The organism is Helicobacter canis, assembly GCF_008693005.1.
Lineage (GTDB): Bacteria > Campylobacterota > Campylobacteria > Campylobacterales > Helicobacteraceae > Helicobacter_B > Helicobacter_B canis.
In genome coordinates, this window is sequence record NZ_VXKE01000023.1 from 12476 (window position 1) to 26390 (window position 13915).

14 protein-coding genes and 1 pseudogene are annotated in these 13915 nt (G+C 45.3%); 3 read left to right on the forward strand and 12 right to left on the reverse strand.

The window, feature by feature from the left end; translation table 11 throughout:
- Nucleotides 1-3: 3 nt before the first annotated feature.
- The 4 genes and pseudogenes from argS to F4V45_RS08980 form a co-directional block, all read right to left on the reverse strand.
- The gene (argS, locus tag F4V45_RS08965; RefSeq protein WP_150337979.1) at nucleotides 4-1620 is read right to left on the reverse strand and encodes an arginine--tRNA ligase; all 1617 of its coding nucleotides are present in this window, start codon (nucleotides 1618-1620) and stop codon (nucleotides 4-6) included.
- Nucleotides 1621-1908: 288 nt separating this feature from the next.
- Nucleotides 1909-2061, reverse strand: a pseudogene (tatA, locus tag F4V45_RS10020) (twin-arginine translocase TatA/TatE family subunit); the annotation flags it as partial.
- Between the two features lie 100 nt (nucleotides 2062-2161).
- Complete coding sequence (gene gmk, locus F4V45_RS08975; RefSeq protein ID WP_023930850.1) at nucleotides 2162-2812, reverse strand: guanylate kinase; 651 nt, start codon at nucleotides 2810-2812, stop codon at nucleotides 2162-2164.
- A complete protein-coding gene (locus tag F4V45_RS08980; protein ID WP_150337981.1) occupies nucleotides 2809-5361 on the reverse strand; it encodes a coiled-coil domain-containing protein in 2553 nt (850 codons plus the stop codon). Before F4V45_RS08980 ends, gmk begins: the two co-directional genes overlap by 4 nt.
- A 65-nt stretch (nucleotides 5362-5426) precedes the next feature.
- Here F4V45_RS08980 and F4V45_RS08985 point away from each other — a divergent pair, with 65 nt between their 5' ends.
- From F4V45_RS08985 to F4V45_RS08995, 3 genes are read left to right on the forward strand one after another with little or no spacing between them, the layout of a single operon-like run.
- Entirely contained in the window at nucleotides 5427-5957 is a 531-nt protein-coding gene (locus tag F4V45_RS08985) for a phospholipase D-like domain-containing protein (RefSeq protein ID WP_150337982.1), read from the forward strand.
- A 21-nt stretch (nucleotides 5958-5978) separates the two neighbouring features.
- Nucleotides 5979-6818, forward strand: a complete 840-nt coding sequence (locus F4V45_RS08990) for a CheR family methyltransferase (RefSeq protein ID WP_246145318.1) — start codon at nucleotides 5979-5981, stop codon at nucleotides 6816-6818.
- 13 nt (nucleotides 6819-6831) lie between these two features.
- Nucleotides 6832-7491 carry a CheB methylesterase domain-containing protein gene (locus tag F4V45_RS08995; RefSeq protein ID WP_150337983.1) on the forward strand — a complete coding sequence of 220 codons (660 nt, stop codon included), beginning with the start codon at nucleotides 6832-6834 and terminating at the stop codon, nucleotides 7489-7491.
- 81 nt (nucleotides 7492-7572) lie between these two features.
- Here F4V45_RS08995 and F4V45_RS09000 read toward each other — a convergent pair whose 3' ends face one another.
- From F4V45_RS09000 to F4V45_RS09035, 8 genes are all read right to left on the reverse strand, one after another.
- Nucleotides 7573-8304: an arginyltransferase gene (locus F4V45_RS09000; protein ID WP_150337984.1), complete on the reverse strand. Its 732-nt coding sequence runs from the start codon at nucleotides 8302-8304 to the stop codon at nucleotides 7573-7575.
- Between the two features lie 9 nt (nucleotides 8305-8313).
- Nucleotides 8314-8829, reverse strand: a complete 516-nt coding sequence (locus tag F4V45_RS09005) for a DUF6115 domain-containing protein (RefSeq protein WP_023930858.1) — start codon at nucleotides 8827-8829, stop codon at nucleotides 8314-8316.
- A complete protein-coding gene (locus F4V45_RS09010; RefSeq protein ID WP_150337985.1) occupies nucleotides 8819-9433 on the reverse strand; it encodes a hypothetical protein in 615 nt (204 codons plus the stop codon). The genes F4V45_RS09005 and F4V45_RS09010 overlap by 11 nt, the downstream gene beginning before the upstream one ends.
- Complete coding sequence (gene mqnP / locus F4V45_RS09015) at nucleotides 9430-10341, reverse strand: menaquinone biosynthesis prenyltransferase MqnP (RefSeq protein ID WP_150337986.1); 912 nt, start codon at nucleotides 10339-10341, stop codon at nucleotides 9430-9432. Before mqnP ends, F4V45_RS09010 begins: the two co-directional genes overlap by 4 nt.
- Nucleotide 10342: 1 nt before the next feature.
- Nucleotides 10343-10885, reverse strand: a complete 543-nt coding sequence (locus F4V45_RS09020) for a DUF502 domain-containing protein (RefSeq protein ID WP_150337987.1) — start codon at nucleotides 10883-10885, stop codon at nucleotides 10343-10345.
- A 63-nt stretch (nucleotides 10886-10948) separates the two neighbouring features.
- Nucleotides 10949-11668, reverse strand: a complete 720-nt coding sequence (locus F4V45_RS09025) for a TerC family protein (RefSeq protein WP_407925337.1) — start codon at nucleotides 11666-11668, stop codon at nucleotides 10949-10951.
- Nucleotides 11665-12621 carry a magnesium/cobalt transporter CorA gene (corA, locus tag F4V45_RS09030; RefSeq protein WP_150337989.1) on the reverse strand — a complete coding sequence of 319 codons (957 nt, stop codon included), beginning with the start codon at nucleotides 12619-12621 and terminating at the stop codon, nucleotides 11665-11667. Before corA ends, F4V45_RS09025 begins: the two co-directional genes overlap by 4 nt.
- Nucleotides 12622-12655: 34 nt before the next feature.
- Complete coding sequence (locus F4V45_RS09035; protein ID WP_150337990.1) at nucleotides 12656-13867, reverse strand: phosphoglycerate kinase; 1212 nt, start codon at nucleotides 13865-13867, stop codon at nucleotides 12656-12658.
- Between the last annotated feature and the right edge of the window lie 48 nt (nucleotides 13868-13915).

The window sequence follows — 13915 nt, forward strand, 5'->3', positions numbered from 1 at the left end:
TGGCTACATTTGTGTCTTTGCCTCTATGCCAAGCAGATCTAGGGCTTGAGTTAAGGCTAGACTTACCAGCATAGAAGCTTTGAGCAAGGGAGCTTGCAAAGTGGATTCTAGGATTTTGTGCGCGTTGTAGAATGCGTGGAAATCCCCGGCAAGGGATTTGGCATATTCGCAGACTTTCTGCAAGCTTTTCTCCTCCCACGCCATTTGCGCCACTCTTGGCAGCAGCAGAGCCTCAAACACCAGCCCCCTAGCCGCCACTAGAGCCGCACTAGAATCCAGCTTGCTAAAATCTTGGCTTGCAAAATCTGCCTGTAATATCGCGCTAGAATCTAAAGTGCTTTTTTTAAGCAAAGTGTGAATTCTAGCATTAGCATAGTTGATATAAAAGACAGGGTTGCTGGAGTCCTGCTTGCTTAGTGTCGCTACATCAAACTCCAAATGCGTATCAGGCTTTTTAGAGAGAAAGACAAAGCGCAGCGCATCAGCTCCAATATCCGCTACAACATCGCGCATAAGGATAAAGTTCCCCGCGCGTTTGCTCATTTTGTAAGGCTTGCCATCTTTTAGCAAGCTTACCATTTGCGCTAGAAGCACTTGTAGCCTAGAAGAATCATAGCCCAAATACTCGATACTCGCCTTTACTCTAGCGATATAGCCGTGGTGGTCAGCCCCCCAGATATTGATATAGCGGGCAAAATTCCGCGCAAACTTATCACTATGATAGATTATATCCCCAGCCAAATATGTCGGCTCGCCATCTTCACGCACGATCACGCGGTCCTTCTCATCGCCCTTTGCGCTTGAAGCAAGCCAGAGCTTGCCCTCGCTCTCATACACGCCTTGATGAGCTTTAAGCTTATCTAGCGTGCTATCCCAGCGTGAAAACAGCGATTTCTCGCTCACATAGTTATCAAAGTGGATTCCACAGGCTGCGAGATTGTCTTTAATCTCTTTTAGCATAAGCTCTTTACCAAAATCGCTTAAGGTGGGGATTTGCTCTTTTGTCATTATCTCTTGTCCAAAGCGCGCGATCGCAGACTTAGCAATATCGATGACATATTCACCCTTGTAGCACTCATCATCATACTCCACACTATCGCCTAGGATCTCCCTGCCTGCTAGGTAGATCGATCGCCCTAGCTTGCCAATCTGCGCCCCTGCGTCATTGACATAGTATTCACTGCTAATGCTATGCCCAAGATAGCTCCCAATCCTCTGCAAGCTATCGCCCAGCACCGCCCCGCGCGCGTGCCCTATATGCAGGGGACCTGTGGGGTTTGCACTAACATACTCAAGCAAGATTGTCTCGCTTATGCCTAAAGGTGCGCTAGATTCTATATGCTTTTTGGTTAAGGCAGAGCTAGCAAACTGCTCTAGCAAAGAGTCTGCCAACGAGAGATTGATATAGCCCTTGACTTGAGCGACTTTGGCAAAGGCACTATGTTTTTCTAGCTGCTTACATAAATCGCTAGCGATTGTCTCTGGGGGAAGCTTTTTGGCTTTAGCTAGCGTAAATGCCACCGGCGTGGCAAAATGCCCAAATTCTCTATTCTTTGGTCGCTCTAGCACAGCATCACAGCAAGCGACTTGGGAGATAATGGACTTGATATGCTCATACATTGCACTACCTTACAAGAGCGGTTATTTGGCGGATTTTGAAGATTTGGTGGCTTTGGTAGCCTTAGAATCTTTCGTGCTAGACTTCTTAGCCTTTGATTGAGCAGACTTTTTAGAATCTGTGCTTTTGCTAGATTCTGTCTTGTTTGCCGAGCCCTTGGGGCGTCCGCGCTTTTTAGGGGTGGTGCTTACTTCAACACGCACCACTTGTGGCTGCTGGGCTTGCTCTAGGCTCGCTTGCTTTGGTGCTGGGCTGGCTAGGGGGGTAGCAGGACTACTACTAGAGTCTAGGCTTTCTTCTTCATCATCGCGCACTGCCTTTTTAAAGCCCTTAATCCCTGTGCCAAGCCCTTTCAAAAGCTCAGGGATCTTTTTCCCCCCGCCAAATAGTAGCAACACCACGAGTAAAACAATCAGCCAATGCCACCAACTAAAACTTCCCATACTTGCTCCTTACATAAAATGGCGGTATTCTAAAGTGTTTTTATTTAATTGTAAATTAGATTCTACCTTACAACACTATTGCAGCACTGCCTACGCGCCACTACTTCACATCTTCGCCGACATCTTGCCATAGCGATTGGTAAATACTAGGCTGCGGGATAAACTCTAGCGAAGTAGCAATGCCAATAATCGCGCGCTTGGCACTTTGTATATCATCATTGACGATAAGATAATCAAAGTGCGAGAGCTGCTGCATTTCATTATAGGCGTGTAGTAGGCGCAGCTCGATGTTTTGCGCAGAGTCTGTCTGCCTGCTCTCTAGTCTTTTGCGCAAGACTTCCTTGCTTCGTGTTGTGATAAAAACTGAGCGCGCCAAATTTCCATAATGCTCTTTAATGCTCTGGTGGCCTTGCACATCGACATCAAATATCACAAGCTTGCCCTGCTCTAATGCTTGCGTGATAGGCGACAACGCCGTGCCATAGTAGTTATTATGCACCTGCGCCCACTCCAAAAACGCTCCTTGCTTAATGTCTGCGATAAACTGCTCTTGACTTACAAAGTGATAATCCACCCCATCACACTCGCCCTCTCGCGGAGCGCGCGTGGTTGTAGAGATAGAGAAGTAAATATCACTAAAATGCTCTTGCAAAATCTTACACAAAGTCGATTTACCTGAGCCTGAGGGACCAGATAGGATCAATATCCGCCCAAACAAAGCCCCTTGGGCAGCTTGCGGCGCACTCATCATATCTTATCCGAGAAGCTAATGTTGATTGAAATCTGCGCGCCATTGAGTAAGGAGCGGATCTCTTGGGCAGATTTGTTGGCTAGAAGCTCGCTAAATAGCTGGGCTTGAGTTTGGTTGGCCTGTGTGGTGCTGGGGCGATCATCTGCCTGAGCTTGGCTGCTTGGAGTATCTCCGCCATCGCTTGCAAATGGATCTAAATCGCCAAGTGCTTGCATTTCATCACGCAAGGCATTGATAGCCTGCAAGCCCGTGCCAAACTCACCCAAATCCTGCAGCGCGCCTTGATCAGACATAGGCTCAGCTTCAAGCTCTTGCAAATCGTGCGCCACCATAGAATCTAAAGCTTCTTTAGATTCTGGCTCTTGGGCGAGATCTTGCCCATCTGCTTCTTGCTCTTCTGCTTCTTGTATAGATTCTAGCTCGCTTGAGACTTCTAGCTCTTCTGGTGCTTGGCACTCTTGCTCTAGCGCGCTAGATTCTGGCTCTTCTGCTAAGTCTTCATCTGTGGTGGCACTCTCTTCCAAATCTCCCAAATCTCCTGCCAAATCTTGCGCCAAATTCTCCTCTAAGCCATCTCCTAAGTCTTCTTCAAGCGCAACTTCTGCTTGAGCACTCTCCTTAGATTCTAGCTCTTCATCACTAGAGTCTTGGCTGGATTCTTGCATAGATTCTATCTCTTGCTCTTGTGTGCTTTGAGTAGGATCTGCGGCTTCTTCTTTGGCTTCTTGGAGATCTCCCCCGCTCTCTTTCATCTCCATAGCTTCATCTTCTGCTACTTCTGCTATCTCTTCAAGCTCTTCCACGGCTTCTTGCTCTTGTGTAGATTCTAGCTGCTCACTAGCTGGCTCTTCTGGGGTCTCTAGCTCGCTAGGCTCTGCACTAGATTCTACATCTCCTGCTTCTATCTCTATATCTGCTGTCTCTGTGCTTGTGCTAGATTCTACATCTGGGAGATCTTCGCCTAGTGCTTGGCAGATCTCACTCTCGCTAAGCTGCAAGTAGTCTTCGCCAGCGGATTCTGTGGCTTCCTGCGCGCTAGATTCTGGCTCCACCTGCGCCAAATCATCAAGCTCAATATCAGCAAACTCCTGTGTGCTAGACTCTAGCTCTTGGGCGAGATCTATCTCCGCCTCTGGCTCTTGTGTAGATTCTAGCGACTCTGCGGTGTCAGCAGCTGGCGCAGTTTCTTCAAGCAGATTTTTGACAAGTGTGAGCTCATCTTGCGGAAGCACTTCGCACTCAGCTTGCTCTTCAAGCGACTCTGCAGTGGCACTTTCTCCACCTTGCACACTCTCATCTAGCGCACTTGGCTCGCTACTATCAAGCTCCGGCTCCACATCGCTGGCTTGATCTTCCACCTGCTCCAAGGCAGCACCAGACTCCCCTAAATCCGCTTCCCCGAGCTCTACCCCAGATACTTCATCTTGCGCGCTGGATTCTAGCTCATCAAGTTCCATTACACTTGGCACTTCTTCTACCGCCTCTAGCTCCGCAATATCGCCCGCTTGATTATCTGCTTGAGCTTGTGGATCGCTAGAATCTATCTCTTCTTGGATAGTCTCAAGCAGCTCATCTTGCGCTAGATCCTCTTCCAAATCCTGCGCACTCTCTGCCACATCTCCCACAACATCTCCTGCTAGCTCTTGCGCGCTTGGCTCTAAAGAAGTATCAAGGGCTATGTCAGTGTCGCTAGATTCTAGCAATTCTTCTGTCTGGGGTTCTCCTGCTGGCTCGCTAGAGCTATCAAGCTCCTGCTCCCCAAGCTCATCTAGGCTACTATCTGCAGCTGCCAAAGAGTCGGTAATTTCGGTAGATTCTACGCTATCTCCTGCCTCATCTTCTTGCGCTGGCAGCTCCCCTGCACCGATAGCTTCTAAATCTTCCATATCGCTTTCTTCTAGGAAATTTATAGCACTATCAAGCTCTTCTAAGCCACCTTGCTCTAGCGCGCTAGAATCTACATCTCCAAGGCTTTGATCAAGGCTTTCATCAACACTCTCTTGCGGCACTTGTTCTGGCTCACTCTCAGCACTTGGCGTGTCTGCAATGTCAGTCGATACGCTATCTGCTAGCGGTGGGATCGGCGACTCTGCGTCAAACTCCTGTGTAATATCAAAATCCCCGAGCTTATCAAGCGCGCTCATATCAATGTCTGGCATTTTTGGACCATCATCGACTTGGGCGATCTCTTCTTGCGTAACTTCAGAAGCATTGTGCAAATCCTGCCCCACTTTTAGCAACTCTGCTTGCAAAATATCCAAAATCTCCGTGGGTAAAAATGGCTTTTTCACAATATGGGAAAACTCTTTAAGTGCCTTTGTCTTAGCATAAAGCAAGCAGCTTAGATAATCTTGCGCGATGGATTTTATGCGGTCCTTATCTGTGCCCAGCGCACCTTCATCAACGAATACAAAATGATCTTTTGTCAATGTGCTTACATCAAGATCATCTGTGCTTGCATAGCTTGTAAGCACAATCCCTGTTTTTTTGGCTGTGGCTTCAATGAGCTTCGCCACCATTGGATCTGTATTGATCAAAATGATTTTCATAAAGTTACCTAATTTGGAGTAGAATAGCGCGGATTATAGCATATTTTTTACCCAAAGGGCTTGTGATGAGAAAAATCCTAGCATTGCTAATGGGCTCGTGGATCGTGGCGACACTCTGCCAAGCAAAAAGCGAGCTGTTTATGCTACCTTATGAGCAAGATAAAGCCTTTAAAAGTCTGCGCGACTCATTAAAACACGCGCAAAAAAGCATTGATATAGCCATTTATAGCTTCACCAACAGAGAGCTTGCCAAAGCCCTGCGCGATAGTGCTAAAAGGGGCGTTAAAATTCACATTATCTTTGATGAAAGCAGCAAAAACGATGCACGCTCAATGATTGGTTACTTGGAGAAGTATAACAACATCACCACCTGCTTACTCAAAGGAGAGAAATCCCCAAATGGCAACTACTATGGTATAATGCACCAAAAGCTTGCAATCATTGACAAACGCCTACTTTACATCGGCTCAGCAAATTGGAGTAAAAATGCATTTGAAAACAGCTATGAAACGCTATTTTACGATGATGACTCCTACCTTGTCGCCAAAGCTTCGCGCTACTATGCGGAGATGTTTAAGCTCTGCCGACCATTTTAGCCCAGTAGTCAAAGGATAATCTTGAATATAGACACCAGCAGGGGATTTAAGGAGATTCAAGCCTATCTCCACACAATCACAGGAATCTACCTAGATACATCTAAGCAAACAATGATGAAAAACCGCTTAGATTCTCTCAAGCAATTTCCCGTCTTTGATGGTATCACCACGGCAGCCGAGCTAATCGCCCTTGCAAATAAAAACCCCCAAGCAAAACAGCTTTTCATCAATGCTTTTACCACTAATCAAACAGACTTTTTCCGTGAGAAAGTGCATTTCCAAGATATGCTTGATCGCGTTTTGCCAGCACTTTTTCAAAACCAATTCAATATCAAAATCTACTGCGCTGCTTCATCAACGGGTGAAGAGCCCTACTCCATAGCAGCCACAGTGCTATATGCCTGTGAGGTATATAACTCTTCTTGCAGTGTGGAGATCTATGCAAGCGATATTGATACAAAAGTCTTGCAAGAAGCTAAAGACGGGGTTTTTACCCTAAGCCCCACGCTTAATCTGCCTAATTGGGTCAATATGGATAGGTATTTTGACACGCTGCAAATCTCGGCAAATGGCACAAAAACTATCCGCGCTAAAACAGCTCTAAGAAAAATGGTGAAATTTTTCCAGCTTAATCTGCACGACTCCACTTATCCATTTCGCCAAGATGAGTTTGACATCATCTTCTGCCGCAATGTGCTCATCTACTTCCAGCCCCAAGAGCAAGAAGCAATTTTAGGGAAGCTTTTGCGATTTTTAAAAGTCAATGGCACACTCTACATAGGGCACGCGGACGATATTTTAGGGCTCAAAGATAAAGTGGAGAGACTAGGCAACAAAACCTATGTCAAAATCCGGGACTAACTAAGGATAATATATGAGAGCGGTTGAAGAGAAGCGGCATCCAGATGTGCTACTAAAGAGCAATCCTTGCTTGATTAATCGCGAGAAGCTCATCGTTATAGGCTCTTCGACAGGCGGTCCCATAGCCCTAGAAGAAATCTTTGTCGCCCTGCCAGCGTGCAATCTCCCGCCCATTGTGGTGGTGCAGCATATACCAGAGCATTTTAGCCAAACGCTAGCCAAGCGGCTTGATACAAAATCTAAGCTTAGTGTGTTTGAAGTCAATCAGCGACTTGTCTTAAAAAATGACAGCATTTATCTCGCAAAGGGTGGGACACAAATTATGCTAGGCTATGAAAATGGCAAATACTCTGCGCGCCCTATCCTAGATGCCCCTAGGATCTCAAGACATCGCCCAAGCGTGGATATTCTCTTTCGCTCAGCAAACAATATCGCTGGGCGCAATGCACTAGCTATCATTCTTACCGGTATGGGTGATGATGGCTGCATAGGCATTAAAGAGCTGCACGATAATGGTGCTAAAACAATCGCACAAGATGAGCAAAGCTGCGTGGTATTTGGTATGCCAAAGCGCGCGATAGAAGTAGGCGCAGTCGATGAGATTTTACCGCTCAATAAAATCGCAGATAGAATTGTGAAATTTGCTAGCAAGAATGATGGCTCTCCAAGCTAGCCTGCTTCTTCTCTTAAATCTTGTAGTTTTAGATTCTACTAGAATCTAGCTTTGTTATCTTGCCCTGCTATTCTTTATGACTCATTTAGCATAATGCTCCCAAATAGGTAGCTCAAAAATCTCTGGCGTATTTACTAGCACTTCAAAAGGAGTGAAGCGCTCTTTATACCCCATACTATGATGATCCTTAATCCAATATCCCGGATAAAAGTAAGAGAGATTCTTGCTTTTAGCGATGAGAAGTTGGGTTAGGATATTAAATGTCCCTAGGCTAAGTGCAGAAAACTTATGATCATAGAAAAAATATGTCGCAGAAATCGCATTATCTAGTAGGTCAAAATACCCCACCCCCACAAGCTTGCCAGCGATTTTGTAGCTAATTTCATAGCCAAAGTCGCAAAAGCCATCAACAAAGCTTTCACAATAGCTATCCGCGCTCATTTCTTGGTAGCTCCAGCCCTTTTTGCTCTCCATAACTTGATGATATTTATTATAGAGCCATAGCTTTTCATCGCTTATGCTAGGGCGTGCTATGGTGATAGAAGTTTGCGCATTTTTGGCAATTACACGGCGATGAGATTTGCTAAGGACAAAGTCCCCTACCCTTTGGCGGATTGATATGCACTCGCTACACCCAGCACACATCGGGGTGAAAAAATACTCCCCAAACCGCCGAAATCCACGCTCAATCAATGCCTGACAGAGAGATTTTGAGCAATTTTGGATAAAAAAGTAGCGAAAGTAAGAATACCTATCATCATAGTAGCCACAAGGATTGCAAGGCTTGGAGTAAAACTCTATAAGCTGAAGCAACGATAAAGCCTATTTGATATTAGCAAGCTTTAGGGTAAATTCCACTTCACCGCGCCCTATGCGTAGCTCCTTAGCGATAGAATCCACACTAAAGCCATTTTGAAACATATCAATAATCTTTTTCTCATCAATGTCCCCACCACTTGAGCTAAAGCTCCCATACTCACGCACACGATTTTCAAGGCTCATAATTTTCTCATCATAATGATTGCGCAACAAATCAATGTCTTTATCTAGCTCGATGAGCTTTTTGTTAAGCGCGATGAGCTTGTCATTGGTAGCGTTGAATTTGGACTCTCCATTTTCTGTGGATAAAAACTCTTGGCTTGCAAGACTTGCTTCGAGCTTTTGCTGGGATTTTTGCACCTTATACATCTCTTTGACAATTGTTTCTATGGCATTTTCAAGGCGTGAAATGCGCTTGGAAGTGTCCTTATCTTTGATGATCATATAGGCAAGCACACATACCAGCACAAATCCAACCCCCCCAATACATACTAAAAAAAGATCTTGATCAATCATCATTTCTTATCCTTTGCTGAAATTGCGCCACCTGCCGCTGTCGTAGCTGCTCCATCTCCATAGATACAATAAAGCTATCGATCGCTTGGGTGTTATGTGAATGTATGCGCACAATTTGCAAGACATCTTCTGCAATAGCACAAGCAAACACCCCTATCATACGCTGGGAAAGATTAGGCAAGCAAAAGCGCGCATAGTAGAATCTACCTTTGATAAAAGCTTTTTCTTTCACGCAAAGCACTCCGTGCCCTAGCCCATATAAGACCCCTTGCGCTTCAAGTGGCAGCAGAATTTGCTTCTCCTGCAGGATATGGCTTTCAATCTTACTAAGTCGTTGCTGCAAGTCGATAAGCAGCTCTAGCACAAGGATCATTGAAGTGCTTTTCTCTTTAGAGGCAAAATGCATAGCTTGTGCGATAAGGTCGTTACCCATCGCACTAAGCGTTTCGTATTCTTGTAGGAGTTCTATATCATCGCTAGATTCTAGAGCATTTGTCTGCGAGTGGATCATCGTAAAATCTATGGGGATATGGCACTCTACAATGCGCGTTTGTATGCCACACTCTTGCGTGGTTTTAATAAAATCCTGCAAGAGATCGCAGTTCATAGTCCCCCACCCAAGCGCACAGCTCCATCACACACAATGCAGGCTAAAAACACAAAGCCCAAGTAGCCATTTGTTACAAAAAATGCTTTAGGAATATTGGCGAAGTTTTTATGCACAAGATATTGCTCATAGATAAGCATACCCATACTTAGCCCCACGCCAAGCCACGCCACAGCACCAAGCCCAGCCACATACACAAAGCCGCACCACAACACTACTGCACAAATATGAAAGCTCCGAGAAATAAGCAAAGAGTGCCTAATACCAAAGCGTGAAGGAATCGAAAACAACCCTTCTTGTCTATCTACCTGTATATCCTGCAAGGAATACAGCACATCAAAGCCAGCCACCCAAAACACCACACCAAAAGCTAGCAGCACACTCCACATAGGCACAGAGCCTTGCACAGCAATAGCCCCGGCTATAGGCGCAAGCCCTAGTGAGATACCAAGCACCAAATGCGCTAGGGAACTAAAACGCTTCATAAGGCTATACCCACCCAAAACAGCCAAAAACGGCACACTAAGAGCGAGCGCAAGGCTATTGATCAGCGCACTTGAGAGCACAAAGACTAGAGCATTGACAATGCAAAATACCAAAATCTTGCGCGCAGAGAGCCTGCCATCGACACTTGGGCGACTTTTTGTGCGCTCATTACGCGCATCAATATCCCTATCGCAAAAGCGATTAAACCCCATAGCAAAATTCCTAGCACTAATAAGCGCGACAATGCACAAGACAAATGTCTCCCACCCCACCCAAAGGCTCATATTTGTCTCTACGCTTGCCACACACATAGCCATTAAAATAAAAGACGCACTAAAAATCGTATGCTCAAAGGCTACTAGCTCGCTAAAATTCTTTAGCGATATTTTTGTGCGATTCCAAATTTTTATAGCAGATTGCATACTACTTAATCCCTAGCGATACGACTTTTTTCAGCCCATCTGCCACGCTAATATCTGTGCGCTCTACCTTGTCCTTTTCCACGCGGAACAAAAAGCCTGAAGTGGGATTAGGAGTCGTAGGCACAAACACCCACAAATGCTCATCTTCTTCTTTTGTAATAAAGCCCACTACTTTATGCTCTCCTAAGCGCAGATAGCCCACTCCCAAATACTCCGCCCCGCCAGAGCCAGAAAACATCTTTACTACATCTTTGATGATATGATAAACAGATGTGACTCCGGGGATTCTATCGATCACAAACTCTGAGAGCTTTAGCAGGATAAAGTCCTTATTTTTCTCAAGCAAATGCCCAGCATACGCTAGAATCAAAAGCAGCATTAACACAATCGCAAGAGTCGCTAAAGAGTTATTTGCAGTTGTATTGAAAATCACCCCAATAATGCGCGCCAAAATCCCATAAGCAAAAGTAAGAATCCATAGCAGAATAATAACAGGAGCTAATGCCAAAAGCCCCTTGCCAATGAGTCTAAAAAGCGTAGGCATAACCACTCTCCTTGTGTGTAGCTTGCAAGTTTAACATTTTATCCACAGCTTTGCAAACCCCATTTAGTGCTTTAGCTTGCTGCGCTGGGCAAGGATATTTAGCACTTCTACACCAAGTGCGAAAAACATCGCAAAATACACATACCCACGCGGGATTTCAAAGTGAAGCCCATCTGCAAGCAGCACAATGCCTACGATGAGTAAAAACGCTAGGGCTAGAATCTTTAGCGTGGGGTAGGTGTCGATGAACTTTGAAATAACTTCAGCAGCAAACATCATCATAAGCACGGCGATGATGATGGCGATTATCATCACTTCAAGGTGCTCTGCCATACCAACTGCTGTGATAACAGAATCTAGCGAGAACACAATATCGATGATCCCTATTTGCACAATCGTGCTAAAAAGCCCGGCATGCTTGCTCTTTATGGTGTGGGATTCTGGCGAGTGGGTGATGTGGTTGTGGATTTCTTGCACGCTTTTATACATAAGAAAAAGCCCCCCGGCGATAAGCACAATATCGCGCCCAGAGATAGCAAGCCCAAATAGGCTAAAAAGTGGTGTCGTAAGCTTGGTGATCCAAAAAAGCGCGCCAAGCAGGGCAATGCGCGTGATAAGCGCGAATCCTAGCCCTAGAATCCGTGCTTTGCGCTGCTGGTGTTTGGGCAGCCTTGCGACTAAAATAGCTAGGAAGATGAGATTATCCACCCCTAGCACGATTTCTAGCAGCACTAGTGTGAGCAGGGAAGCCCATACTTGCGGGTCAGCGAGCAGTGCCATTATAGCCAGCCCTTTTTCTTAAAATACCAAATAGGGATCACGGTGGAGACAATCATCACAACAATCACCATAGGGTAGCCAAACTCCCACTCAAGCTCGGGCATATACTTGAAGTTCATTCCATAAATCGTGCCAACAAGTGTGGGAGGCATCATCGCCATAGTTGCCACTGTGAAGAGCTTGATAATCTTGTTTTGCTCAATATTGACACGACTTGCAAAGAGGCTTTGCGTATTATCAAGCATATTGAGATTGACTGTGGTAAATTCTACAAGTGAGTTTAGATCTTTTAGCACAATACTTAGATCCTTTTTGATCTCAGGATCGACTTTGTAGCTTTTAAGCAGTGCCGTAATGGCGCGCCTTTTGTCAAAGAGCGAATCACGCACGCTAAGATTGAATTCTTGCAAGCCAGACAGCTTAGCAAGCTGGGCTGTATGGTCGCTCGCTTCTTCATCAAAGACAGCCTTGCGCAGTAGCTTTGTAAGCTGCGCTGCACCTTCTAGCATATCAGCATCTTGCTCCACGCGCACTTCAAAGATTTTGCTTAAAATATCATAGCCATCTTCAAAGCTCCTAGGACTTAGTAGCACACTTTGCTGAATCTCGCCAAACACCTTAAAATCCGCATAGCGAATCGTAAAAAGTATGCCTTGAAAAAGAATAAAAGTAACCGTCTCATTCTGCAGATCCATACTCGCACTACGCATAAGAAAGTAGGTGTTAATTGTGATACTTTGTGTGTCTTCAAAATATCTGGCTGACTGCTCGATCTCTTCGCGCTCTTCTTTTGTGGGTATATCAAGTGCGTAAGTTTGAGCGATATGAGATACTTCTGCAGTCGTTGGGTGGAGCAAGTCTATCCATAGCACATCTTCTGGGAGTTGTAGATTCTCCGTGCTGCTAATGTCTTTCCTACAAACACTACCATCCTTTTTGAAAAACACATTCATCATCACGCACTCCTAAACCATCTACTAGAATCTATTGCTACTTCTTATCAAGCACCTCAAATGCTGGGAGGATCTTGCCCTCTAAAAGCTCTAGGCTAGCTCCACCACCTGTTGAAATAAAGCTCATATTATCTCTCTCCCCAGCGCGCTCAATCGCATCAGCCGTATCTCCTCCACCAATTAGGCTAAAAGCATAGGTATCTGCAATAGCGTGGGCTAGATTAAATGTCCCCCTTGAAAATTGCGAGATCTCATAGATCCCTAGCGGTCCGTTCCAAATAATTGTCTGTGAGCTTTGGATCACCTCGCTAAAGAGCTTAGTCGTAGCAGGTCCCATATCTACTGCCATATAGCCGCTTGGGACATCTTGGGCTGGGGTGATTTTGATATTGGCGTGGGTGGCGATGTCATCGGTGCTGACGACATCAACAGGCAGATAGATTTTCACGCCCTTTTGCGCGGCTTTTTGCAAAATATTGCGCGCTTCATCAATAAGCTCAACTTCTACAAGCGACTTTGCCATATCAAATCCTAGAGATGCTAGGAATGTATTACTCATCGCCCCACCGATAATGATTTTATCAACCACATCAAGGATATTTGAGAGCAGCTCAAGCTTGGAGCTAACCTTACTCCCACCCACGATAAGCAGCACGGGCTTGAGTGGATTCGCCAAAGCTTTGGCAAAGGAGTCAATCTCCTTTTTTAGCAGGAGTCCTGCGACTTTGTGCTGCACAAAAGAGGCGACTCCATAGGTGCTAGCGTGCGCGCGGTGGCTTGTGCCAAAGGCGTCATTGACAAAGACATCACACAAAGAAGCAAGCTTTTTGCTAAGCTCTGGGGCGTTTTTTTCTTCTTCTTTATAGAATCGTATATTTTCTAGGAGGATAATGCTTCCTTTAGGCGCGCTCTCTTGCAGATCTTTGACCGCTTCAATAGAATCTGCAAAGAGCACACTTGTCTCCAGCAGTCTCTCTAAGCGTTTAATGATATGCTTGAGAGAAAACTCTGGCTGCACACCCTTAGGGCGACCCAAATGGCTTACAAGCACGATGGATTTTGGCTCATTATCAATGCAGTAGTTGATCGTAGGTAGAGCTTCGCGGATCCTCGTATCATCGCTAATATCACAATCCTCGTCCATAGGGACATTGAAATCCACGCGGATTAAGATATACTTATCACTTAAATCTATATCTCGTATGGTCTTTACCTGCTGCATAAAAGTAATACCAGCAACCTGCTTCATATCTACTCCTTAAATCTTATCAATTAAGGCTGCATAATACCACAAAAA